A 20,311-nucleotide genomic window follows, 5' to 3' on the forward strand; every position below is an offset into this window, starting at 1 on the left:
GTCCGCACCCCGAGGAAAGTTCCGACACGTGATCCCCACGCTCCGCCGCCTGTTGTCCGTGCTCGCCCTGGTGGCGCTCGTCCTCTGCACCGCGTGCGGCCCGGCCGCCGGCGCGCCCGCCGGGCTGGACGACCCGGCGAAGAAGGAGATCGCCATGGAGCTGGTCTCCAGCGCGGAGAACTCCTCGCTGGACTGGAAGGCGCAGTACGGCTACATCGAGGACATCGGCGACGGCCGCGGCTACACCGCCGGGATCGTCGGCTTCTGCACCGGCTGCGGCGACCTCCTCCAGGTCGTGCGGCGGTACACGGCCACCCGCCCGGACAACCAACTGGCCTCCTTCCTGCCGGCGTTGAAGGCGGTCAACGGCTCCGCCTCCCACGCCGGCCTCGGCGCCCCCTTCACCGCCGCCTGGAAGAAGGCCGCCCGGGATCCCGCGCTGCGCGCGGCGCAGGACACCGAGCGCGACCGGCGGTACTTCGACCCGGCCGTGTCCCGCGCGAAGGCCGACGGGCTGGGCGCGCTGGGGCAGTTCATCTACTACGACGCGTACGTGATGCACGGCTCGGGCGACACGAAGGGCACGGTCGGCTTCCGTACGATCCGGGCCGAGGCCCTGCGTACCGCCGACACGCCCGCCGACGGGGGCGGCGAGAAGGAGTACCTCGACGCGTTCCTGGACGCGCGGGTCGCCGCGATCCGCCGCGAGCCCTCCCACTCCGACACGAGTCGTATCGAAACCGCCCAACGGCTCTTTCTGGCCAAGGGCAATCTGAACCTCGACACCCCGCTCGACTGGCGGGTGTACGGCGACCGTTACCGCATTGCCGGTGAGTAACGCCCCCGGTCGCCGCGCGTAACACTCCCTCGCAGAACCGCCCGAACCACCCCGGCGCCAGATCTTCCTTGCATCGAACGGGTGTACGCGGTCTGAATCCTTTGGTAGGAAAGCTTCCTAACAAACAACCCACGCGGGAATCCCCCTCTGGAGGCCTCAGGTGTCCACGTCCCCCATACGCTCCTCGCGCCGGCTCAAGCTCCTCCCCCACGCCCTGCTCGGACTCGCCCTGGTGGCGATTCCGGCCACCGCCGTCGCGAACACGGCGCCCGCGCCCGGGGCCGTCACGGCCACCACCGCCGGCCCGCGGGCCGCCGCGGCGATCGGCCTCGACGACCCGGCGAAGAAGGAAATCGCCATGAAGCTCGTGTCGAGCGCGGAGAACTCCTCGCTCGACTGGAAGGCGCAGTACGGCTACATCGAGGACATCGGCGACGGCCGCGGCTACACCGCCGGGATCATCGGCTTCTGCTCCGGTACGCACGACATGCTCGACCTGGTCGAGCTCTACACCCAGCGTGTGCCGGGCAACGCGCTCGCCAAGTACCTGCCCGCGCTGCGTGCCGTCGACGGCACGGACTCGCACACGGGCCTCGGCTCCGGCTTCGTCAGCGCCTGGAAGACGGCCGCCAAGGACACCAAGTTCCAGACCGCCCAGAACGACGAGCGCGACCGCGTCTACTTCAACCCCGCGGTGAGCCGCGGCAAGTCGGACGGCGTCGGCGTCCTCGGCCAGTTCATCTACTACGACGCCATCGTGATGCACGGTGACGGCAACGACGGCACGAGCTTCGGCGGCATCCGCAAGCGCGCGCTCACCAAGGCGAAGCCCCCGGCCCAGGGCGGCAACGAGACCACCTGGCTGAACGCCTTCCTCGACGCCCGCGTCTGGGCGATGCAGCAGGAGGAGGCCCACTCGGACACCAGCCGGGTGGACACGGCCCAGCGCGTGTTCCTCAGCAAGGGCAACCTGAACCTGAACCCGCCGCTCGACTGGAAGGTGTACGGGGACAGCTTCCACATCGGCTAGGCGGTCCGGCGGCCCGAGCGGGTCCGAAAGGGTCCGAAAGGGTCCGCTCCTCTGATCGGTGCGCGTGCGGCGCTGGGTACGGCGCGCCGCACGCGCACTCTTGACACCTGGCGATCACCCGGAGGACCATCCTGACCCGATCATGACAACGTTGTCCGCTCAGGCGTTGTCCGAACCGATGAAGGGCAGGGAACGGTGTCAGACACCCCCTCAGGTCGCGCTCGCGCGAGGCGGCTCCGGCCGGCGCTCCGCCCACCCCGGCGCCGTACCCCGGGCGGCGCGGTGGTCGCCGTCGTGGCGGCGCTCGGTACGGTCCTCTCCCTGGCCGTCGCCGTCCCCGCGTCGGCCGCCTCGCTGACCTCGCCCGGCTCAACTCCGGGAGGCGTCCGGGGCGAGGTGCGGGACACCGTGGCGTACGTCGACCCGCTCATCGGCTCCACCAACGCGGGCAACACCTACCCCGGCGCCGTACAGCCCTTCGGCATGCTGGCCTGGAGTCCGCAGAACTCCCGGGGCAGCCAGGTCTCGACCCCCGCTCCCGGCGGGTACGAGTACGGCGCGACGAAGATCCGGGGCTTCAGCCTCACCCACCTCAACGGCGTCGGCTGTTACGGAGCCAACGGCGACATCCCCGTGATGCCGTACGTCGGCGAGGTCGACTCCTCCCCCACGGCCGACACCACCGACGCCAAGTACGCGAGTACGTTCTCCCACGCGGACGAGACCGCCGAGGCGGGCTACTACAAGGTCGGGCTGGCCAGTGGCGCGTCCGCCGAGCTGACCACCACCCCCCGCACCGGCTCGGGGCGCTTCGGCTTCCCCGCGGACAAGCCCGCCAGCATGCTGTTCCGTACGTCCAACTCCGAGACGGGCAGCGGCGACGCGACCGTCCGGGTGGACGCGGCGGCGCGGACCGTGACCGGCTCGGTCAGTGCCGGCAACTTCTGCGGCCCGCAGAGCGCGAACAACCGCCACGACCTCTACACCCTTTATTTCACCGCCCACTTCGACCAGCCGTTCGCGAAGACCGGCACCTGGACCGACACCACCCTGAACCCCGGGTCGACCTCGGCCTCCGGTGGCACCGGCTACGGCTCGAACGGCATTCCGGCGGCGGCCAAGGGCTCGGGCGCGTACGTGACGTTCGCGCCGGGGACCGCCCAGGTCCAGGCGAAGGTGGCGATCTCGTACGTCAGCGCGGCGAACGCGGAGGCCAACCTCCGCGCCGAGAACCCGCCCCGCAAGACCTTCGCCTCGGTGCGCTCGCGGGCGGAGTCGGCGTGGCGGGGTGAACTCGACAAGATCAAGGTGAGCGGCGGCTCCGACGCCCAACGCACCACGTTCTACACCGCGTTGTACCACTCCATGCTGGAACCGACCCTGACCAGCGACGTCGACGGCCGGTATCTGGGCGCGGACCGCGAGCCGCACCGGCTGGCGAAGGGCCAGAAGGCGCAGTACGGCACCTTCTCGGGCTGGGACCAGTACCGCGCGCAGGTGCAGTTGATGACCCTGCTGAACCCGAGGGCGGGCAGCGACTACGCCCAGTCCCTCTTCAACTACGCGAACCAGCGCGACGGCGAATGGGACCGCTGGCTGCTGGAGAACGGCAAGACCAGTGTGATGTCCGGCGATCCGTCGGCCGCAGCCCTCGCGGGGATCCACGCCTTCGGGGGCCGTGACTTCGACGTCAAGGGCGCGCTGCGCTCACTGATCACCGCGGCGACCGTGCCGACGGCCAACGACTCGGACAGCGCGGGCTGCAACGTGGAGTGTGTCGGACAGCGCCCCGCGCTCGACAAGTACTTGGAGCTGGGGTACGTACCGGCGGACGGCTGCCACTGCTGGGGCGGGGCGGCCGAGACCCTGGAGGACGCGGCGGCCGACCACGGTCTGTCGGAACTGGCAGGCGCCACCGGTGACCGGGCCAACCAGAAGGCATTCCTGGAGCGTTCGGGCGCGTGGCGGTACGTCTTCGACGCGAACGCGACCCCGCAGGGCGGCTACATGCGGGACAGGAAGGCGGACGGGAGCTGGGTCGGCGGTTCGTTCTCGCCGGGCACCGAGAGCGGCTTCGTCGAGGGCACCAGCGCCCGTTACACCTGGATGGTCTACTCGGACGTGGCCGGCCTTGCCCGCGCGATGGGCGGCAACGAGACCGCCGTGAAGCGGCTGGACGCGTTCTTCCGTACGCCCGAAGGCGCCTTCGACTTCTCGGCGCAGGACCCCACCCGCTACGACCCCACCAACGAGCCGGACATCAACGCCCCCTACCTGTACAACTACTTGGGTGCGCCCTGGAAGACCCAGGAGACCGTACGCGCGGAGCTGGACCAGCTGTGGACCGACCAGCCGGGCGGCATTCCGGGTAACGACGACGCGGGCACGATGTCTTCCTGGTACGTCTTCTCCGCGCTCGGCATGTACCCGCAGGTGCCGAGCCGGGCCGATCTGGTGCTCTCCGCGCCGCTGTTCCCGCGCGCGGTGATCCGTACCGGACACGGCAAGAAGATCACGGTCAACGCGCCGGGCGCCTCGGCGGAGAACCTGTACGTACGGGGGCTGCGCACCGACGGCAGGAAGTCGGCCAAGCCGTGGGTGCCCGCCTCCTTCGTCACCCACGGCGGCACCCTGGACTACACGCTGGGCAGCGAGCCGGACAAGGCGTGGGGCAGCGCTCCGGCCGACGCCCCGCCGTCCTTCCGCGAGGGCGGGGTGCCGTTCTTCACCGGTACGGCGCCGGGCCAGGTGAAGGTCGAGCCGGGCGGCGACGGGACCGGCTCCGAGGTCAGGGTGCGGACGATCGAGGACGCGGCCACCACCGTGCACTGGAAGGCGACCCCGCCGGACGGAGTCACCGTGACGCCGTCGGAGGGCGACTTCGCGGTGGCCGGGGGCGGTTCGGGCAGCGAGAAGTTCACCGTCACGGCCCCGGCCGGCGCGCGGCCCGGCTTCTACACCGTGCCGGTGACGCTGACCTCGGCGTCCGGTACGACCCTGCCCAAGACGTCGCTCGCGGTGACGGTCGCCGCGCGGGACAGTGTGCTGTGGAACCTCAACAACGCCGGTATCTCGGCGGACGACAACAACCCGCAGGCCAACTTCGACGGCCAGGGCTGGAGTTACTCGGCCAAGGCCCTCGCGGGAGCGGGCGCGAAGCCCGGCGGTACGGTCTCCGCGGGCGGTTTCGACTTCACGTGGCCCGCGGTGAACCCGGGTGACCCGGACAACATCGAAGTGGTGGGCGGCGGTGCGCCGCAGGTCCTCGACCTGTCGGCGGGCTCGCCGGACGCGACGAAGCTGAGTCTGCTGGGCAGTGCGATCAACGGCGCGACGACGGGTGCGGTGACCCTCACGTACACCGACGGCTCGACCCAACGGGCCCAGATCGGCTTCAGCGACTGGACGTTGGGCGGTGGCAGCCAGCAGCCGTCCTTCGGCAACGTCGTGGCGGTCCACACCACGTACCGCGATGTGTCGGGCGGTGGGGTGGACCCGGTCGGTACGGATGTCTTCGCCACGGCGCCGATCCCGTTGGAGGCGGGGAAGCGGCTGGCGAGCGTGACGCTGCCGGACACGACCGACGGCGGTGTCATCCACGTGTTCGCGGTGGCGACGGCCTGACCGGACGGCGGGGCGGGGCGGGGCCGACTTCGGTCGCCCCCGCCCCGCCCTTTCCCTTTCCTGCCCGCTCTCAGTCCAGGACCGTGAGGTCCAGCCGGGCCAGTCGCTCAGGGTCCGCGAGGATGTCGATCGCGACGATCCTCCCGGCCGTCACCGTGAAGCCCAGGACCGACAGGGGCCGGCCCTCGCGGGAGACGACCACGCCGGCGGCTCCGTTGACGAGGGCCCGCCGCAGGACACCGCCGCCCCCGGCACCGAGGCGGGAGAACGTGAGCGACTGGTTCGCCACCGCCTCCGCGCCGTGGATCTCACGGCGGGCGGGCGGGGCCGCCGCTCCGTGGTCGGCCCGCAGGACGACCTCGGGGTCGAGCAGCGCGACGAGCGAGTCGAAGTCCCCGCCGCGCGACGCGGCGAGGAAGGCGTCGACCACCTCCCGCTGCCGCCCGACGTCGGCGTCCGGGACGGTCGGTGTGCCCCGGACGCGGCGGCGGGCGCGGCTGGCGAGCTGCCTCGCGGCGGTGGGCGTACGGCCGACCAGCGGGGCGATCTCGTCGAAGGGCACGGCGAACATGTCGTGCAGGACGAAGGCGAGCCGCTCGGCGGGGGCCAGCGTTTCCAGGACGACCAGGAGCGCGAGCCCGACGGAGTCGGCGAGCAGGGCCTCCTGCTCGGGGTCGACGCCGTCCTCCCTGCTGACGATCGGGTCGGGGACGTACACCCCGCCCAGCGGCTCCTCGCGCCGGGACGCGCGGGTGCGCAGGAGGTCCAGGCAGACCCGCCCGACCACGGTGGTCAGCCAGGCGCCCAGACTCTCGATGCGGGAGCTGTCGGCGCGGCCGAGGCGCAGCCAGGCTTCCTGGACGGCGTCGTCGGCCTCGGTCAGCGAGCCGAGCATCCGGTAGGCGACCGCCCGCAGCTGGGGGCGGTGTGTCTCGAAGCGTTCCGCCAGGAAGTCGTCGGCCGGGGAGGGCCCGGCGAGGGGTCGTTCGTCCATCAGTCAGGGTCCTCGGTGCGAGCAGGGGTGCGTCTTCCTACACCCTCCTGACGGAACGGACGGACGGATTGTGACGGAGGCCGGGGGCCGGGGGCCCGGCGCCCGGGGGCCCGCGGGTCCCCGGACCCGGGGGTCCGGCCGGGGGCCGTCCCCCCCGACCGGAGTTCCGGGGCGGATCAGTCCTGTCCGGCGATCCGCGCGAGACGCCGGGCCTCGCTCCTGGCGGAGCGGGCGACGGCGTCCTCGTCCACCGTGGTGAGGTGATTGTCCTCGACGACGGTCCGTCCGTTGACGAGCGAGAGGGTGACGGGGGCGGCGGCCCCGAGGACCAGCGCGGTCACCGGGTCGGCGATGGAGGAGTGGGCGAGGGTGTCCATCTTCCAGAGCACGAGGTCGGCGAGCTTGCCCGCCTCGATCGAGCCGATCTGCCCGTCGCGGCCCAGCACCCGCGCCCCGCCGTACGTACCGAGGCGCAATGCCTGACGAGCCGTCAGAGCTGCTTCGCGGTGGGCGCCCAGACGGTTGATCAGGAGGGCGTTGCGCAGTTCGGTGTGGAGTTCGCCCGACTCGTTGGAGGCGGTTCCGTCCACCCCGAGGCCGACGGGAATGCCGGCGGCGAGCATGTCCGGCACCCGCGCGATCCCGGCGGCCAGACGGGCGTTGGACGAGGGGCAGTGGGCGACACCGGTGCCCGTACGGCCGAAGGCGGCGATGTCCGCGTCGTTCATGTGGACGCAGTGGGCCATCCACACGTCGTCGCCGAGCCAGCCGGTCGATTCGAAGTAGTCGGTCGGGCCCATCCCGAAGCGTTCCTTGCAGAACTGCTCCTCCTCGACGGTCTCACTGCCGTGCGTATGCAGCCTGACTCCCTTGCGGCGGGCCAACTCCGCTCCCAGCTTGAGGAGTTCGGTGGAGACGGAGAAGGGGGAGCAGGGCGCCACCGCGATCTGGGTCATCGCGTCGAAGGAGGTGTCGTGGTAGCGGTCGACGGCCTCCTCGGTGGCGGCGAGGGCGCCGTCCAGGGTTTCGACGGCGAAGTCCGGCGGCAGGCCGCCGTCCGACGCGCCCCGGTCCATGGACCCCCGGGCGAGGGTGAACCGTACGCCCGTCTCGGTGGCGGACTCTATGATCGCGCCGGTCAGATCGCCCGCACCGCGCGGATAGACGTAGTGGTGGTCCATGGCGGTGGTGACACCGCCGCGGGCCATCATCGCGAGGGAGCCCCGGGCAGCGGCGCGGAGCATCGGCTCGTCGATGCGCGCCCAGACCGGGTACAGCGCCACCAGCCAGTCGAAGAGGTTGTGGTCGGTGGCGAGGCCGCGGGTGATCCACTGGTAGAAGTGGTGGTGGGTGTTGACGAGGCCGGGCGTCAGGAGATGGCCGGTGCCGTCGACACGCCGTACGACGTCTTCCAGACCGGCGGGGGCGGGGCCCGCGCCGACGGACTCGATCAGGTGGTCCGCGATCACGACGTGGCCCGAGGTGTACTCGGTGTCGTGCGCGTCCACGGTCGCGACGGCGCAGTTCTCGATGACGATGCGCGAGACGCGCGGTGCCGCCATGGCGGTTCCTCTTCCTGTACGGGAGGGTGGGACGCGGGATCACGGGTCGGAGGTCAGAGGGTGGTCAGGTCCGGGGAGATCCGCGCGTCGGCGCCGTCGCGCAGGACGGTGGCCTCGATCAGGCCGTAGGGGCGGTCCGCGGCGAGGTAGACGGCTCCGTCGGGGGTGTCGTTCTTGAGCCCGAACGGCGCCAGATCGACCAGGAAGTGGTGCTTGTTGGGGAGGGAGAACCGGATCTCGTCGATCTCCTCACGGTGTTCCAGGACCCGGGTGCCCATCTGGTGGAGGGTCTGCTGGAGCGAGAGCGAGTAGGTCTCGGCGAAGGCCGTGAGCACGTGGCCCTTGGCCTGTTCGTACGACTCGTTCCAGTCGGGCGCGCCGCCTTCGTCGCCGGACCACCCGTACCGCCAGCGGGCGGAGACGTCGGTCGCGAGGATCCGGTCGTACGCCTCCTTGAGGGTCGTGTACTTGTCCTTGGCGAACCCCCAGAATTCGGAGTCGGTCGAGTTCAGCACGGTGAGGTCCTTGAGTCCGGAGACGACCTCCACCCGCTCGCCGTCGAAGGTGATCTGGCTGACCCGGGTCTCCTGCCCCCGGCGGACGAAGGAGTGCCCGCCGCCTTCACCGCCACCGCCACCGCCCCCGCCCCCGCCGCCGGTCCCGATCCGCTCCCAGGCGTACTCCTCGATCCGGACGCGCGCCCGGCCGATCGGCTCGCGGGTGGTCACGAAGTGCCGTGCCAGCACGATGCCGAACTGCTCGGGGGACTCGATGCCGTGCTCCTTGGCGAACGCGTACACCGTGTTCTTCATGGTGTCGGTCGGCAGGACATGGGCGTTGGAGCCGGAGTGGTGGACCTCGTCCAGATCGCCGGAGAGGGCGACCGAGACATTGAGATCCTTGATGTGGTGGGTGGGGCCGTCCCGCGTGATCTTGACGACCCGGTTCTCCGCCTTGCCGTACTGGTTCTGTCCGAGCGTGGTGGGCATGCCTGCTAGCTCCCTCGGTATACGGAGTAGCCGAACGGGTTGAGCAGCAGCGGTACGTGGAAGTGCTCGCCCGGGGTGACGGCGAAGGTGACCGTCACTTCCGGGAAGAACGCACCGCTGTCCCGTAGCGCGGGGGCGTCCTGCCGCTCCTCGGCCTGTGTCCTGCTGGTGAGGTACGGACCGGTGGTGAAGTCGAGCCGTACGTGTGTGGTGCCCGGCGGCAGCGCAGGCAGGTGGGTGCAGCGCCCGTCCGCGTCGGTCCGCGAACCGCCGAGTGTCGCCCACGCGGCGCCGGAACCACCGCGGGCCGCGAGCGAGACGGCGACGTCCGGGGCGGGGCGCCCGACGCTGGTGTCCAGGATGTGCGTGGACACGGACGCCGGGGTGTGGTCGCGGGGTTCACTGCCGGGGTCGGGGCGGGTGCTCAAGGGATCAGTCTCCTTCGTGGACGAGACGGGTCAGCCGGATGCGGTTGATCTTGCCCAGTTCGGTGCGCACGATCTCGCGCTCCTCCTCCGGCGTATGACCGATCCGGGTCCTGAGAGCGTCACGCATCTGCTCGCCGGTCGCGCCGGTGGCGCAGATCAGGAAGACATGGCCGAACGTGTCCTGGTACGCCAGGTTCAGTTCGAGCATCTCCGCCTTGAGCGCGTCGGAGGCGCCGGCCATCCCCCGCTGTTCACGGGAGGAGACCGGGTCCCCCGGCGCGGGCCGCCCGATCGGCGGGTGCCCCGCCATCGCCTCGGCCAGATCGCCCTCCGTCAGCGCGGCCACGGCGGTGTCCGCGGCGGCGAGGAGGTCGTCCAGGGTGGCGTACGGACGCCGGGCGAGCAGCTCACTCCCCCACGCCGAACTGGCACACACCTCACGGAGCACGGCCAGGGCCGCACTGTCGGACGAGACGTTGAACCGGGCAAGGCCCGGCGGTGGCCGATACGTCACGGTGCCTCCGTGGCTGCGCTGAACGGGCTGCGCCTAGCTAACGCCCTCGCCCCCACATCGTCAACACTTTGTTGAAATCTCGTATACGGGCCCTCTCCGCCCCACCACAGGACACCACCACCACATGCCGGGAGGCGGTCAGGGCCGAAGCCCTGATCGCCTCCTCGTGCTTCCCGGTCAGATCATGTCCGGGCCGGCCGGGTCAGGTCATACCTCCGAATACTCGGGCCGCTCGCTCGGCGCGGGCTCCACGGCCGCTGCCTCCTGGCGCCGGTTGCGGGTGTACTGGACGATCGTCACCAGCAGCGCGAGGATCGTGATGCCGACGGTGACGCCTATCGCGGTCTTCATGTGCGGGAGCAGTTGCGCGTGCTGGATGTGTGTCGTTCCCGTGCCCAGGATCGCCGTGACGACCGCGAGGACGATCGCGCCGCCGATCTGGAGGCTGGAGTTCAGGATGCCGGACGCCAGTCCTTGCTCCTCGTCCTTCACGCCCGCCGTGGCCTGCACGTTCACCGCCGGGAAGCAGAGCGCGAAGCCGACGCCGAGCAGCAGGATCGTGGGCAGCATGAAGTTCGCGTACGACTGCCCCGGGCTGACGCGCAGGAACAGGGCGTAGGCGGCCGCGAAGGCCGTCAGGCCCGCGAGGAGCAGCTTGACCGTACTGAAACGCTCCAGGAGGAGTGGGATCTTCGAGCCGCTGAGGACCACGATCAGTCCGCCGGGCAGGAAGGCCAGGGCCATGTGGATCGGGGACCAGCCGAGGGAGTTCTGTACGTACAGCGTCACCAGGAACTGGAAGGCGACGTAGCCGCCGAACATCACCGCCGCCGAGATGTTCGCGTGGACGAGCGGGCCGGAGCGCAGGATGCCCAGCCGCAGCAGCGGGGTGGGGTGCCGGCGTTCCAGGACCACGAACACCGCCATCAGGACCACACTCAGCGCCAGCAGCCCGAGGGTGGAGAGGCTTCCCCAGCCGTGCGTGGGCGCTTCCACCACCGCGTACACGAGGAGCAGCAGCGCCGCCGTACAGCTCACCGCGCCGCGCAGGTCCAGCCCGGAGAGGCTCAGCCTGCCGTGCGGGACACGGGGGATGACCTTCAGGCCCGCGACGACCAGCGCGAGGGCGATCGGTCCCGGGACGAGGAAGGTGAGCCGCCAGTTCAGCTCGGTGAGCAGGCCGCCGAAGATCAGCCCCAGGGAGAACCCGCTCGCGCCGCACGCGGCGTAGATCCCCATGGCGCGGCTTCGCGCCTTGCCCTCCGTGAAGGTGGTGTTGATGATCGACAGCCCCGCCGGGACGGTGAAGGCGGCCGACGCGCCCTTGATGAAGCGCAGGGCGATCAGCAGGATGTCGCTGTCGACGAAGGTGCTGATGACGGACGCCGCGCCGAACACGCACAGGGCGGCGAGGAAGACCCGTCGGCGTCCCAGCAGGTCGGAGGCTCTTCCGCCGAGCAGCAGGAGACTTCCGTACCCGAGGACGTAGCCGCTGACGATCCATTGCAGCGAGCTGGCCGACAGACGCAGGTCCCTGCCGATGTCCGGCAGGGCGACCCCGACCATCGTGAGGTCGAGACCGTCGAGGAAGAGCGCTCCGCAGAGGACGATCAGGAGGACCCAGGTCGCCGGTTTCCACTTGGAGTCGCCGAGGGTGGACGAGAGGGTGCCCGCCACGCGGGACGCACCCGAGGGGGAGTCAGGAGGCGCAGTTGACATAGATCCGTTTTCTTCCGAATTGGGATCATTCATTCGGTAAGAGTAGGCAGGCCCGCCCTGCGCCAAAAATAGGGTGATACGCCCTTATTCGGCGAAGACTTTCCGTTACGCGTCCGTACGTGATCCGGTCGCCACCGTGCGGAGCGCAAGAGCCGCTGTACGACCCTCAGCTCGGCGGATCCGGCCGCCGCACAACGTGCCTTTGCCCTGATGTTTGCCAAGCTTTGAGGGTGGCCGCGCGGTCGGCCGGGCCGGGGAAATCGCCAGGGAATATGTGACGAGTGATCAGCTCAGCGACGCGTCAGGCGTCGCCCGACGGCCGCTCCCCGTCCTCGCGCGCCTTCGCCCGCTGCTCGTTGGCGTAGTTCAGGTAGTTGTAGACGGTGAAGCGGCTGACGCCGAGCGCGCTCGCCACCGTCTCCACGCCGTGCCGTACGGAGAAGGCGCCGCGCGCCTCCAGTATCCGGACGACCGACTGCTTGGACTTACGGTCCAACTCGGCGAGCGGCATGCCGTGCCGGCGCTCCAGCGCGGCCAGGATGTGGTCCAGGGACTCCGAGAGCTGCGGCAGCCGTACGGCGAGGACGTCCTCGCCCTCCCAGGCGAGCACGACATCGTCGGGCTCCGCCTCGGCCGCCGCCATCAGCTCGCCGCCCATCGCGTCCACCAGCGGCTTGACCGCGGCGACGAGGGGGTGGTCGCGCGGCGCGGTCACCGACCGCTCTCCGTGCCGCGGGCGCCGCTCGCGTTCCCGCCGCTCGCGTTCCCGGCTCCCGGACTCCCGGTTTCCGCACTCCCGGCTTCCGCGTCGATCACGTTGACCTGGAGCGAGACCCGGGTCGCGCCCGCCGCCAGCGTCTCGCGCAGCAGCACGTTCACCGCCGCCAGCACCTCGTCCGAGCCGCCCTCGGCGGTGTTGCCGAACGGACCGACGTCGACGGAGTCCAGCGAGGCGCTCCCCACGACCTCCCGGGCCACCACCGCGTGCGCGGGTGCCTCGTCGAGGTCGAAGGGTTCGGTCGTGAACTCCACTCGCAGTCGCACCGCGCCTCCACCGTCGTGGCCTCGACCTCGTAGCCTCGACCGTCGTACCGGAAGTCGACCTTAACGGATCGGACGTCAGACCGGACCCGGGCCGGAAGCCCCCTCCCGCGCCGGTGGGAGCCGGTCGAGACGCCCGGCGGCGACCAGGGCGACCTCACCCCCGACCCGTACGTTCGTCAGGGCGTCCCGCGGCCCCTGGGGCATCACCCGCATCAGGCTCGGACGGCCCGCGAACCGGCCCTGAGCGAGGGCGAATTCGGCATCCGGAGGGACCAGCCCGTGCTTGGCCAGAAAGGCACCCACGCAGCCGGCCGCGCTGCCGGTGGCGACATCCTCCAGCACCCCGTCGTTGTTCCAGCTCCGGCCTTCGGGATTCCGTCCCCCGAGGCCGCCGGCCGCCCCGGGGGCCCCGACATCGAGGACGTACGCGAACCGAGCCCCGTAACGCTCCAGCAGCTCGGCGAACCCGGGGCGGGCGATCCGAGCCTCCGCGAGCCCCGAGGTCACCGGCACGATCAGATAGCTCAGCCCCGTGGTGACGACCTCCAGGGGCAGATCGGCCAGGGCCCCGGCGGGCAGGGAGAGCGCCTCGGCGATCCCGGCCCGCCCGGCCGCCGGGACCTCACCCGCGAAACGCGGCGGCCCCTGGTCGAGCAGCGCGGTGACCCCGACGGCGGACGGTGTGGTGGTGACGCCGACCGTCGCGCCCGGCAGCCGGAAGGTCCACCGGCGCGGTCCGGCCGCGCCCGACCGCTCGTGCAGGACGGCCGCAGCGCCGAGGACCGGATGCCCGGCGAAGTCCAGCTCGCCGAACAGGTCGAAGACCCGCGCCCCGACCACCCCCGCCGCGTCGGGCGGGGCGAGGAAGACCGACTCGAAGTGCCGTACCTCCTGGGTGATCGCGAGCAGCTGCCCGCCGGTCGTACGGCCCGGCAGGTCGCCGTCGGCGCCGAAGACCGCGAGGCTGTTGCCGGTGTACGGACCGGTGGCGAACACGTCGACGTGGCGGTAACCGACGGACACAGGACGTCCCTCCAGGGATCGCGGGGCGTGCGGGGAGCGTGCGAGTGACCCCCAGGCGCCGACGTTAGGGAGCCCCGATCGCCCTGTCCGGGGCCAATCGGACCCCGGTGGACCGGAGGGCGGCCGAGGAATTACCGAAACGGCACTTGACAGGCCCCGAGCCGCCCAGGCAGGCTTCCATCAAGCAGAAAATAACTTCCGCAATACGGAAGGAGCGCCTGGCCCCTCATGAGTTACTCCGAGCAGCGCTTCGATGTGAACCTGTCCATCCTCTTCACGGAACTCCCGCTCCTGGAGCGCCCGGCCGCCGCCGCGGCGGCGGGCTTCGGCGCGGTCGAGCTCTGGTGGCCCTGGATCGACACCCCCACACCGCCGCAGGCCGAGCTGGACGCGCTCAAGAAGGCGCTGGACGACGCGGGCACCCGGCTGGTGGGGCTGAACTTCTACGCCGGACAGCTGCCGGGGCCCGACCGGGGCGCGGTGTCCGTACCCGGTGTGGAGGCCGAGCGCTTCCGCGCCAACGTCGACGTCGCCGCCGACTTCGCCGCCTCCGTGGGCTGCACGGCGCTCAACGCGCTGTACGGCAACCGCGTCGAAGGCGTCGATCCGCACCTCCAGGACACCCTCGCCCTGGACAACCTCGTCCTCGCCGCCCGCGCGGCGGACCGGGTCGGGGCGACCCTGCTGATCGAGGCGCTCAACAAACCGGAGTCCCCTCTCTACCCCCTGGTGAGCGCGCCCGCCGCGATCGAGGTCGTGGACCGGGTCAACGCGGCCACCGGCCTCGGGAACGCGGCCTTCCTGCTCGATCTCTACCACCTGTCGATGAACGGCGAGGATTTGGCCACGGTCATCGACACGTACGCCGACAAGACCGGCCACGTGCAGATCGCGGACAACCCGGGCCGTGGCGCGCCGGGCACCGGATCGCTGCCGCTGGAGGATCTCCTCGACCGGCTGCGGAAGGCCGGTTACGACGGCTGGGTCGGCCTGGAGTACAAGCCCGGCGACCGCCCGAGCGCCGAGGCGTTCGGCTGGCTCGCCACGTGACCACTCGCCCCCTGACCACTCGCCCCCTGACCACTCGCCCCCCGGCCACTCGCCAACTGACCACTTGATGCACCTGATGCGCCTGACCATCTGATGCACCTGACCTTCTGATGTACGTGTGTCGAAAGAGGCCCCCGCATGAGTAATCTCCCCAAGATCGCGTGGATCGGACTCGGCATCATGGGCTCCCCCATGTCCGAGAACCTGATCAAGGCCGGTTACTCGGTGACCGGGTTCACGCTGGAGCAGGACAAGCTGGACCGGCTCGCCGCCGCGGGCGGCACGGCCGCCGGGTCGATCGCCGAGGCGGTCGGGGACGCCGACGTCGTGATCACGATGGTCCCGGCCTCGCCGCAGGTGGAGGCCATCGCGTACGGCGAGGCCGGCATCCTGGCGCACGCGAAGCGGGGCGCGCTGCTGATCGACATGTCCTCGATCACCCCGCAGACCTCGGTCGACCTGGCCAAGAACGCCGCGGACCTTGGTGTACGGGTCCTCGACGCCCCGGTCTCCGGCGGGGAGGCGGGCGCCGTCGAGGCGGTCCTGTCCATCATGGTCGGCGGTGAGCAGGCCGACTTCGACGAGGCCAGGCCCGTACTGGAAGCCCTCGGCAAGACCATCGTGCTGTGCGGTCCGCACGGTTCGGGGCAGACGGTGAAGGCCGCCAACCAGCTGATCGTGGCGGTCAACATCCAAGCGTGCGCCGAGGCCGTGGTCTTCCTGGAGAAGTCCGGGGTGGACCTGGCCGCCGCGCTGGACGTCCTCAACGGCGGCCTGGCCGGCTCGACCGTGCTGACGCGCAAGAGGGACAACTTCCTCAACCGCGACTTCAAGCCCGGCTTCCGCATCGATCTGCACCACAAGGACATGGGCATCGTCACCGACGCCGCCCGTAACGTCGGCGCGGCGCTGCCCGTCGGGGCCGTGGTGGCCCAACTCGTCGCGTCCCTGCGCGCGCAGGGCGACGGCGGCCTCGACCACTCCGCCCTCCTGCGCTCCGTGGAGCGCCTCTCCGGTGACCAGGTGTGAACTTCCCCTCCTGGCACCGCCCCTGAACCCGGGCTGCGGCAGCGCTGACACCTGTCCTTGTCGCGCCCAGGCGCTGCCGCCGCCCGGACCCCTCTCCTGTCTTTCTTGGCCAACCTTCCGACCACGCGCCGGAGCTGACGGCAGACCAGCTCCGGTGCCGACGTCCGGTTCCGCCGGCCCTTGTCAGGGGTGACCGGCGGATCCGGACAGCATGCGGACCGCGACGGCGGGCGAGCCAGTGCGGTGGCCCCGCCGTCGCGGTCCTCGCATGTCTGCGCATGTCTCCCGGCACAACAGAGGGGGAGGGGTGGGGGGGGGGGGGGCCGGCCCCCCCCCCCCCCCCCCCCCGGGGGGGGGGGGCCCCCCCCCCCCCCCCCCCCCCCCCCCCCCCCCCCCCGCCCGGGGGCCCCCCCCCCCCGCCCCCCCCCGCCCCCCCCGGGGCGGCCCCCCCCCCCCCGCCCCCCCCCGCCCGGGGGGGGGCCGGGGGGGGGGCCCCGCCCGGGGGGGGGGGGGGGGGGGGGCCCCCGCCCCCCCCCCCCCCCACCCCTCCCCCTCTGTTGTGCCGTTCCCGCCCGGCTCAGCCGCTCAGCGGCAGGATCTCCGTCGGCGCGTGCCACGGCTCGGTGGCCAGGTCCTCGAACTCGTTGACGCTGGCGATGTCGCTGCCGCTCATCGAGATGTTGGTGATGCGCTCCAGGATCGCCTCGACCACCACCGGCACCCGGAACTCCGCCGCCAGCTTCTTGGCCTCCTCGAAGGCCGGCAGCAGCTGGTCGGGCTCGGTGACCCGGATGGCCTTGCAGCCCAGCCCCTCGGCGACCTTGACGTGGTCGACGCCGTAGACGCCCAGCTCGGGCGAGTTGATGTTCTCGAATTCGAGGTTGACCTCGAAGTCGATGTCGAAGTTGCGCTGCGCCTGCCGGATCAGGCCCAAGTAGGCGTTGTTCACCAGCACATGCACGTACGGGATCTTGTGCTGCGCGCCGACCGCCAGCTCTTCGAGCATGAACTGGAAGTCGTAGTCGCCGGAGAGCGCGACGACCGTCGCCTCCGGGTCGGCGACGGCGACACCGAGCGCGGCCGGGATCGTCCAGCCGAGGGGGCCCGCCTGGCCGCAGTTGATCCAGTGGCGCGGCCGGTAGACGTGCAGCATCTGCGCGCCCGCGATCTGGGACAGGCCGATGGTGGTGACGTACCGGGTCTCGGGGCCGAAGGCGCGGTTCATCTCCTCGTACACACGCTGCGGCTTGAGCGGCACGTTGTCGAAGTGGGTACGGCGGTGCAGCGTGGCCTTGCGCTCCTGCGCGGACGCGGCCCACGTGGTGCGGTCGGGCAGGGTGCCGGCCGCCTTCAGCTCCTTGGCGACCGTCACGAAGAGTTCGAGCGCGGCCTTGGCGTCGGAGGCGATCCCGTAGTCCGGCGCGAAGATCTTGCCGATCTGGGTGGGTTCGATGTCGACGTGGACGAACTTCCGCCCCTGGGTGTAGACATCGAGCTTGCCGGTGTGCCGGTTGGCCCAGCGGTTGCCGATGCCGAGGACGAAGTCCGACTCCAGGAAGGTCGCGTTGCCGTAGCGGTGCGAGGTCTGGAGGCCCACCATGCCGGCGTTCAGCTCGTGGTCGTCGGCGATGATGCCCCAGCCCATCAGGGTGGGGACGACCGGGATGCCGGTCAGCTCGGCGAACTCGACCAGCAGGTCGGACGCGTCGGCGTTGATGATGCCGCCACCGGCGACGATCAGCGGGCGCTCCGACTCGTTCAGCAGCGCGATCGCCTTCTCGACCTGGGCGCGGGTCGCGGCGGGCTTGAAGGCCGGCAGCGGCTCGTACGTCTCCGGGTCGAACTCGATCTCCGTCAGCTGGACGTCGATCGGCAGGTCGATGAGGACCGGTCCGGGGCGGCCCGACCGCATCAGGTGGAAGGCCTGCTGGAAGACGCCGGGGACCTGCGCGGCCTCCATCACCGTGGTCGCGGCCTTGGTGACGGGCGCGGCGATCGACGCGATGTCGACGGCCTGGAAGTCCTCCTTGAGGATCACCGCCCGGGGCGCCTGTCCGGTGATGCACAGGATCGGGATGGAGTCGCCGGTCGCCGAGTAGAGGCCGGTGATCATGTCCGTACCGGCGGGTCCCGACGTACCGATGCAGACGCCGATGTTGCCCGGGTGGGTCCTGGTGTAGCCCTCGGCCATGTGCGAGGCGCCCTCGACGTGACGGGCCAGCGTGTGCCGGACCCCGCCGGCGGCCTTGAGAGCGGCGTAGAACGGGTTGATGGCGGCGCCCGGCACACCGAACGCGTTGGTCACGCCTTCGCGCTTGAGGATCTCAACTGCGGCTCGGGCAGCGGTCATTCGAGGCATGGAGTGCTCCTGCTTCGGCTGGCGGAGTCGGGCCCTGTCGCGCCACCTGAGAGCGCCAATTCCGTAATGCGAAAGTTTAGTTCTGCTATACGGAATCAAATTTAGGCGGGCCCCGCTACCGCGTCAAGGGATGGGCGAAGTCCGCCCCCCGGCCACGCTCGTGGTGGACGATGGGCCGCGGTGCGTGTTCGAAGGGGGTTCTGATGGCAGAGAGCGTTCCGGTGCGCTGCCCGGCCTGTAGCCGGAGCCATGCCTTTGTGCCGACGGTGTATCCGTGCGCGTGCGGCGCGCCGGTCGAGCCGCCACTGCTGCGGGGAGCCCCGGCGGAGCCGGTCACACACCGCACCTGGACGGACGAGTGGGTACGGGTACGGTGCACGGCGTGCGGCCGGCAGGACCACTGGCCGCGGCCGGAGCTGGGCTGCCCGTGCGGTTCGGTGCTGCGGATTCCGGTACGGGAGGTGGGCGGGGCCGCGGCGCGCGCGACCGGCCCCGCGAAACCTCCGCCCGCCGGGGCGGCGGCGGCCCCGAGACCCACCTTCCGTCCCCTGACGATCCGTACCGCGCGTGACGTGGTGACGGGGGCGGCGCTCTACTTACGCTGGCTGGGCTTCCAGGGCGTGGTGCAGGCGGCGGAACAGCCCGCGTCCGGCATCGACCTGCGCGGCCCCGACGTGCTCGCCCAGGTCGACCCCACCACGTCCCCGGCCTCACTGCGCGCGGTCGAGTGCCTGTGGCTCAACGGCCTGAACGCGTCGGTGGTGGGTGTCTTCTTCTCCCTGGCGGGCTACACGAACGACGCCCGAGCCCGCGCCGACACCCTGGGCGTCCCCTTGTTCGTCATGGACCTCACGGGCACGCCGCAGCCGGTGAACGACCCGGCGGACGAACTGGTGACGACGGGCGGGTAGCGCGGGGGCCGGGTGGTAGCCCGGCGGCCGGGCGAGGGCCGGTTCCGGGGTCCGGGTTCCGGTCAGATCGGTGAGCGGCCCAACGGACCGATCACCTCGTCCCGCAGGGCATAGCCTCTCGTGCATGCTCCGTACCACCCCGCCCCGGCCGGTCGACATCGCCGCGCACTTCCCCGAACTCGCACCGTTCGCCCGCACCGCCGTACGGCTGCACCCCCGTGCCGGCACCCCTGCGACAACAGACAGTTCGATCGGCGGTCCGCTGTTGTGGCCGGCGGGGGAACCGTGGCCGACCTGTCCGGAGCACGGTGGGCCCCATCAGTTCGGGACGGCACCCGAGGATGTACGGCTGCGGCGGCGGATTCTCGCCCAGGCATGGCGTCGTCCCCGAGACGAGGGCGCGGACCTGCTGAGTGCCGAAGAACGCGTCACGGTCGACCTCATCGGCGAGAGTGCGCGGATCTCGCAGGACGGCCCCGTCCCGATGGTGCCGGTGGCCCAGCTCTACGCCGTGGATGTGCCCGATCTGCCGCGCCCGGACGGCGCCGATCTGTTCCAGTTGTTGTGGTGCCCGTTCGACCACGACGAGGACTACCTGCCCCGGACCGAGGTGCGCTGGCGCACCGCCGCCGACATCACCGACCCGCTCGCCGCCGCCCCGCAGCCGTCGGTGATCGGCGAGCCGGACTACTTGCCGGACCCGTGCGTACTGCACCCCGAGACGGTCACCGAGTACCCGGCCCCGCACGAGCTGACCAAGGATCTGGCCGAGCGTATCGAGGCGTGGGAGGACCGGCACGACTGCGATTACCAGTACGACCTCAGTGTCGCGCCGGGCTGCAAAGTGGGCGGACACGCTCCATGGAGCTTTTCCGACCCCTTCCCGATGGCCTGCCCCGAGTGCGGCTCCGACGTGCGGCCGCTGCTCACCATCGACAGCGGCGAGTGGGACGGCGGCAGCGAGAGCTGGCGGCCGTTCGAGGACGCCGGATACACCGGCCTGCACTTTCTCGGCCCGGCCCATGCCACGCAGCTCACCATCGGCCGCGGCTACAACCTGCAGCTGTACGTGTGCACGGCTTCCTACGACCATCCGCATGTGCAGAACATGCAGTGATCCGGCGCGTGGGTGGCCCGATCCACGGTCACTTCGTAGCGGGTGACGCCAGGTGCCGACCTCGGCGCCACCCGCCCTGC

The 20,311-nt window shown here is 71.2% G+C and carries 17 protein-coding genes; 7 read left to right on the forward strand and 10 right to left on the reverse strand.

Features of this window, described 5'->3' with window-relative positions:
• Positions 1-28: 28 nt before the first annotated feature.
• The 3 genes from ACIO1C_RS15820 to ACIO1C_RS15830 all read left to right on the forward strand — a co-directional run bounded on the left by ACIO1C_RS15820 (position 29) and on the right by ACIO1C_RS15830 (position 5,492).
• A complete protein-coding gene (locus ACIO1C_RS15820) occupies positions 29-838 on the forward strand; it encodes a chitosanase (protein ID WP_401863377.1) in 810 nt (269 codons plus the stop codon).
• A 160-nt stretch (positions 839-998) separates the two neighbouring features.
• Positions 999-1,868 (forward strand): chitosanase, encoded by an 870-nt coding sequence (locus ACIO1C_RS15825; RefSeq protein WP_401863378.1) that lies wholly within the window; start codon positions 999-1,001, stop codon positions 1,866-1,868.
• Positions 1,869-2,222: 354 nt separating this feature from the next.
• Positions 2,223-5,492, forward strand: coding sequence for a GH92 family glycosyl hydrolase (locus ACIO1C_RS15830; RefSeq protein WP_401864120.1), 3,270 nt, complete (start codon positions 2,223-2,225; stop codon positions 5,490-5,492).
• A 70-nt stretch (positions 5,493-5,562) separates the two neighbouring features.
• Here ACIO1C_RS15830 and sigJ read toward each other — a convergent pair whose 3' ends face one another.
• From sigJ to ACIO1C_RS15875, 9 genes are all read right to left on the reverse strand, one after another.
• On the reverse strand, positions 5,563-6,486 hold the full coding sequence (gene sigJ, locus ACIO1C_RS15835) for an RNA polymerase sigma factor SigJ (RefSeq protein ID WP_401863380.1): 924 nt from the start codon (positions 6,484-6,486) through the stop codon (positions 5,563-5,565).
• A 176-nt stretch (positions 6,487-6,662) separates the two neighbouring features.
• Positions 6,663-8,048, reverse strand: coding sequence for an 8-oxoguanine deaminase (locus tag ACIO1C_RS15840; protein ID WP_401863383.1), 1,386 nt, complete (start codon positions 8,046-8,048; stop codon positions 6,663-6,665).
• A 53-nt stretch (positions 8,049-8,101) separates the two neighbouring features.
• On the reverse strand, positions 8,102-9,037 hold the full coding sequence (pucL, locus tag ACIO1C_RS15845; protein WP_401863385.1) for a factor-independent urate hydroxylase: 936 nt from the start codon (positions 9,035-9,037) through the stop codon (positions 8,102-8,104).
• 5 nt (positions 9,038-9,042) lie between these two features.
• Complete coding sequence (gene uraH / locus ACIO1C_RS15850) at positions 9,043-9,465, reverse strand: hydroxyisourate hydrolase (protein WP_401863388.1); 423 nt, start codon at positions 9,463-9,465, stop codon at positions 9,043-9,045.
• A gap of 4 nt (positions 9,466-9,469) precedes the next feature.
• Positions 9,470-9,979, reverse strand: coding sequence for a 2-oxo-4-hydroxy-4-carboxy-5-ureidoimidazoline decarboxylase (gene uraD / locus ACIO1C_RS15855; RefSeq protein WP_401863391.1), 510 nt, complete (start codon positions 9,977-9,979; stop codon positions 9,470-9,472).
• A gap of 207 nt (positions 9,980-10,186) precedes the next feature.
• The gene (locus ACIO1C_RS15860) at positions 10,187-11,656 is read right to left on the reverse strand and encodes an MFS transporter (RefSeq protein ID WP_401863393.1); all 1,470 of its coding nucleotides are present in this window, start codon (positions 11,654-11,656) and stop codon (positions 10,187-10,189) included.
• Between the two features lie 343 nt (positions 11,657-11,999).
• Positions 12,000-12,413 (reverse strand): helix-turn-helix domain-containing protein, encoded by a 414-nt coding sequence (locus ACIO1C_RS15865; RefSeq protein ID WP_401863397.1) that lies wholly within the window; start codon positions 12,411-12,413, stop codon positions 12,000-12,002.
• Positions 12,410-12,742, reverse strand: a complete 333-nt coding sequence (locus ACIO1C_RS15870) for a hypothetical protein (protein WP_401863399.1) — start codon at positions 12,740-12,742, stop codon at positions 12,410-12,412. The genes ACIO1C_RS15865 and ACIO1C_RS15870 overlap by 4 nt, the downstream gene beginning before the upstream one ends.
• A gap of 75 nt (positions 12,743-12,817) precedes the next feature.
• Positions 12,818-13,765, reverse strand: coding sequence for a PhzF family phenazine biosynthesis protein (locus tag ACIO1C_RS15875; protein WP_401863402.1), 948 nt, complete (start codon positions 13,763-13,765; stop codon positions 12,818-12,820).
• Positions 13,766-13,993: 228 nt separating this feature from the next.
• Between ACIO1C_RS15875 and ACIO1C_RS15880 the strand changes: the two genes are divergently transcribed.
• Together ACIO1C_RS15880 and ACIO1C_RS15885 are read left to right on the forward strand one after the other, a co-directional pair.
• The gene (locus ACIO1C_RS15880) at positions 13,994-14,815 is read left to right on the forward strand and encodes a TIM barrel protein (RefSeq protein ID WP_401863404.1); all 822 of its coding nucleotides are present in this window, start codon (positions 13,994-13,996) and stop codon (positions 14,813-14,815) included.
• A 138-nt stretch (positions 14,816-14,953) separates the two neighbouring features.
• Positions 14,954-15,844 (forward strand): 2-hydroxy-3-oxopropionate reductase, encoded by an 891-nt coding sequence (locus ACIO1C_RS15885; RefSeq protein WP_401863406.1) that lies wholly within the window; start codon positions 14,954-14,956, stop codon positions 15,842-15,844.
• 577 nt (positions 15,845-16,421) lie between these two features.
• Here the strand turns inward: ACIO1C_RS15885 and gcl are convergent.
• Entirely contained in the window at positions 16,422-18,194 is a 1,773-nt protein-coding gene (gene gcl, locus ACIO1C_RS15890; protein WP_401863409.1) for a glyoxylate carboligase, read from the reverse strand.
• A 212-nt stretch (positions 18,195-18,406) separates the two neighbouring features.
• Between gcl and ACIO1C_RS15895 the strand changes: the two genes are divergently transcribed.
• Positions 18,407-19,114, forward strand: a complete 708-nt coding sequence (locus ACIO1C_RS15895) for a hypothetical protein (RefSeq protein WP_401863412.1) — start codon at positions 18,407-18,409, stop codon at positions 19,112-19,114.
• Between the two features lie 124 nt (positions 19,115-19,238).
• Entirely contained in the window at positions 19,239-20,231 is a 993-nt protein-coding gene (locus ACIO1C_RS15900; RefSeq protein WP_401863414.1) for a hypothetical protein, read from the forward strand.
• Positions 20,232-20,311: the final 80 nt, after the last annotated feature.

It is taken from the genome of Streptomyces sp. NPDC087420 (genome assembly GCF_044744165.1).
GTDB lineage: Bacteria > Actinomycetota > Actinomycetes > Streptomycetales > Streptomycetaceae > Streptomyces.

What these genes read in the sequence shown, in the direction of transcription:
- pucL (WP_401863385.1), bottom strand. Translation starts at nt 9,037, where the DNA reads ATGCCCACCACGCTCGGACAGAACCAGTACGGCAAGGCGGAGAACCGG.
- ACIO1C_RS15885 (WP_401863406.1), top strand. Translation starts at nt 14,954, where the DNA reads ATGAGTAATCTCCCCAAGATCGCGTGGATCGGACTCGGCATCATGGGC.
- ACIO1C_RS15880 (WP_401863404.1), top strand. Translation starts at nt 13,994, where the DNA reads ATGAGTTACTCCGAGCAGCGCTTCGATGTGAACCTGTCCATCCTCTTC.
- sigJ (WP_401863380.1), bottom strand. Translation starts at nt 6,486, where the DNA reads ATGGACGAACGACCCCTCGCCGGGCCCTCCCCGGCCGACGACTTCCTG.
- ACIO1C_RS15840 (WP_401863383.1), bottom strand. Translation starts at nt 8,048, where the DNA reads ATGGCGGCACCGCGCGTCTCGCGCATCGTCATCGAGAACTGCGCCGTC.
- gcl (WP_401863409.1), bottom strand. Translation starts at nt 18,194, where the DNA reads ATGACCGCTGCCCGAGCCGCAGTTGAGATCCTCAAGCGCGAAGGCGTG.
- ACIO1C_RS15900 (WP_401863414.1), top strand. Translation starts at nt 19,239, where the DNA reads ATGCTCCGTACCACCCCGCCCCGGCCGGTCGACATCGCCGCGCACTTC.
- ACIO1C_RS15895 (WP_401863412.1), top strand. Translation starts at nt 18,407, where the DNA reads ATGGCAGAGAGCGTTCCGGTGCGCTGCCCGGCCTGTAGCCGGAGCCAT.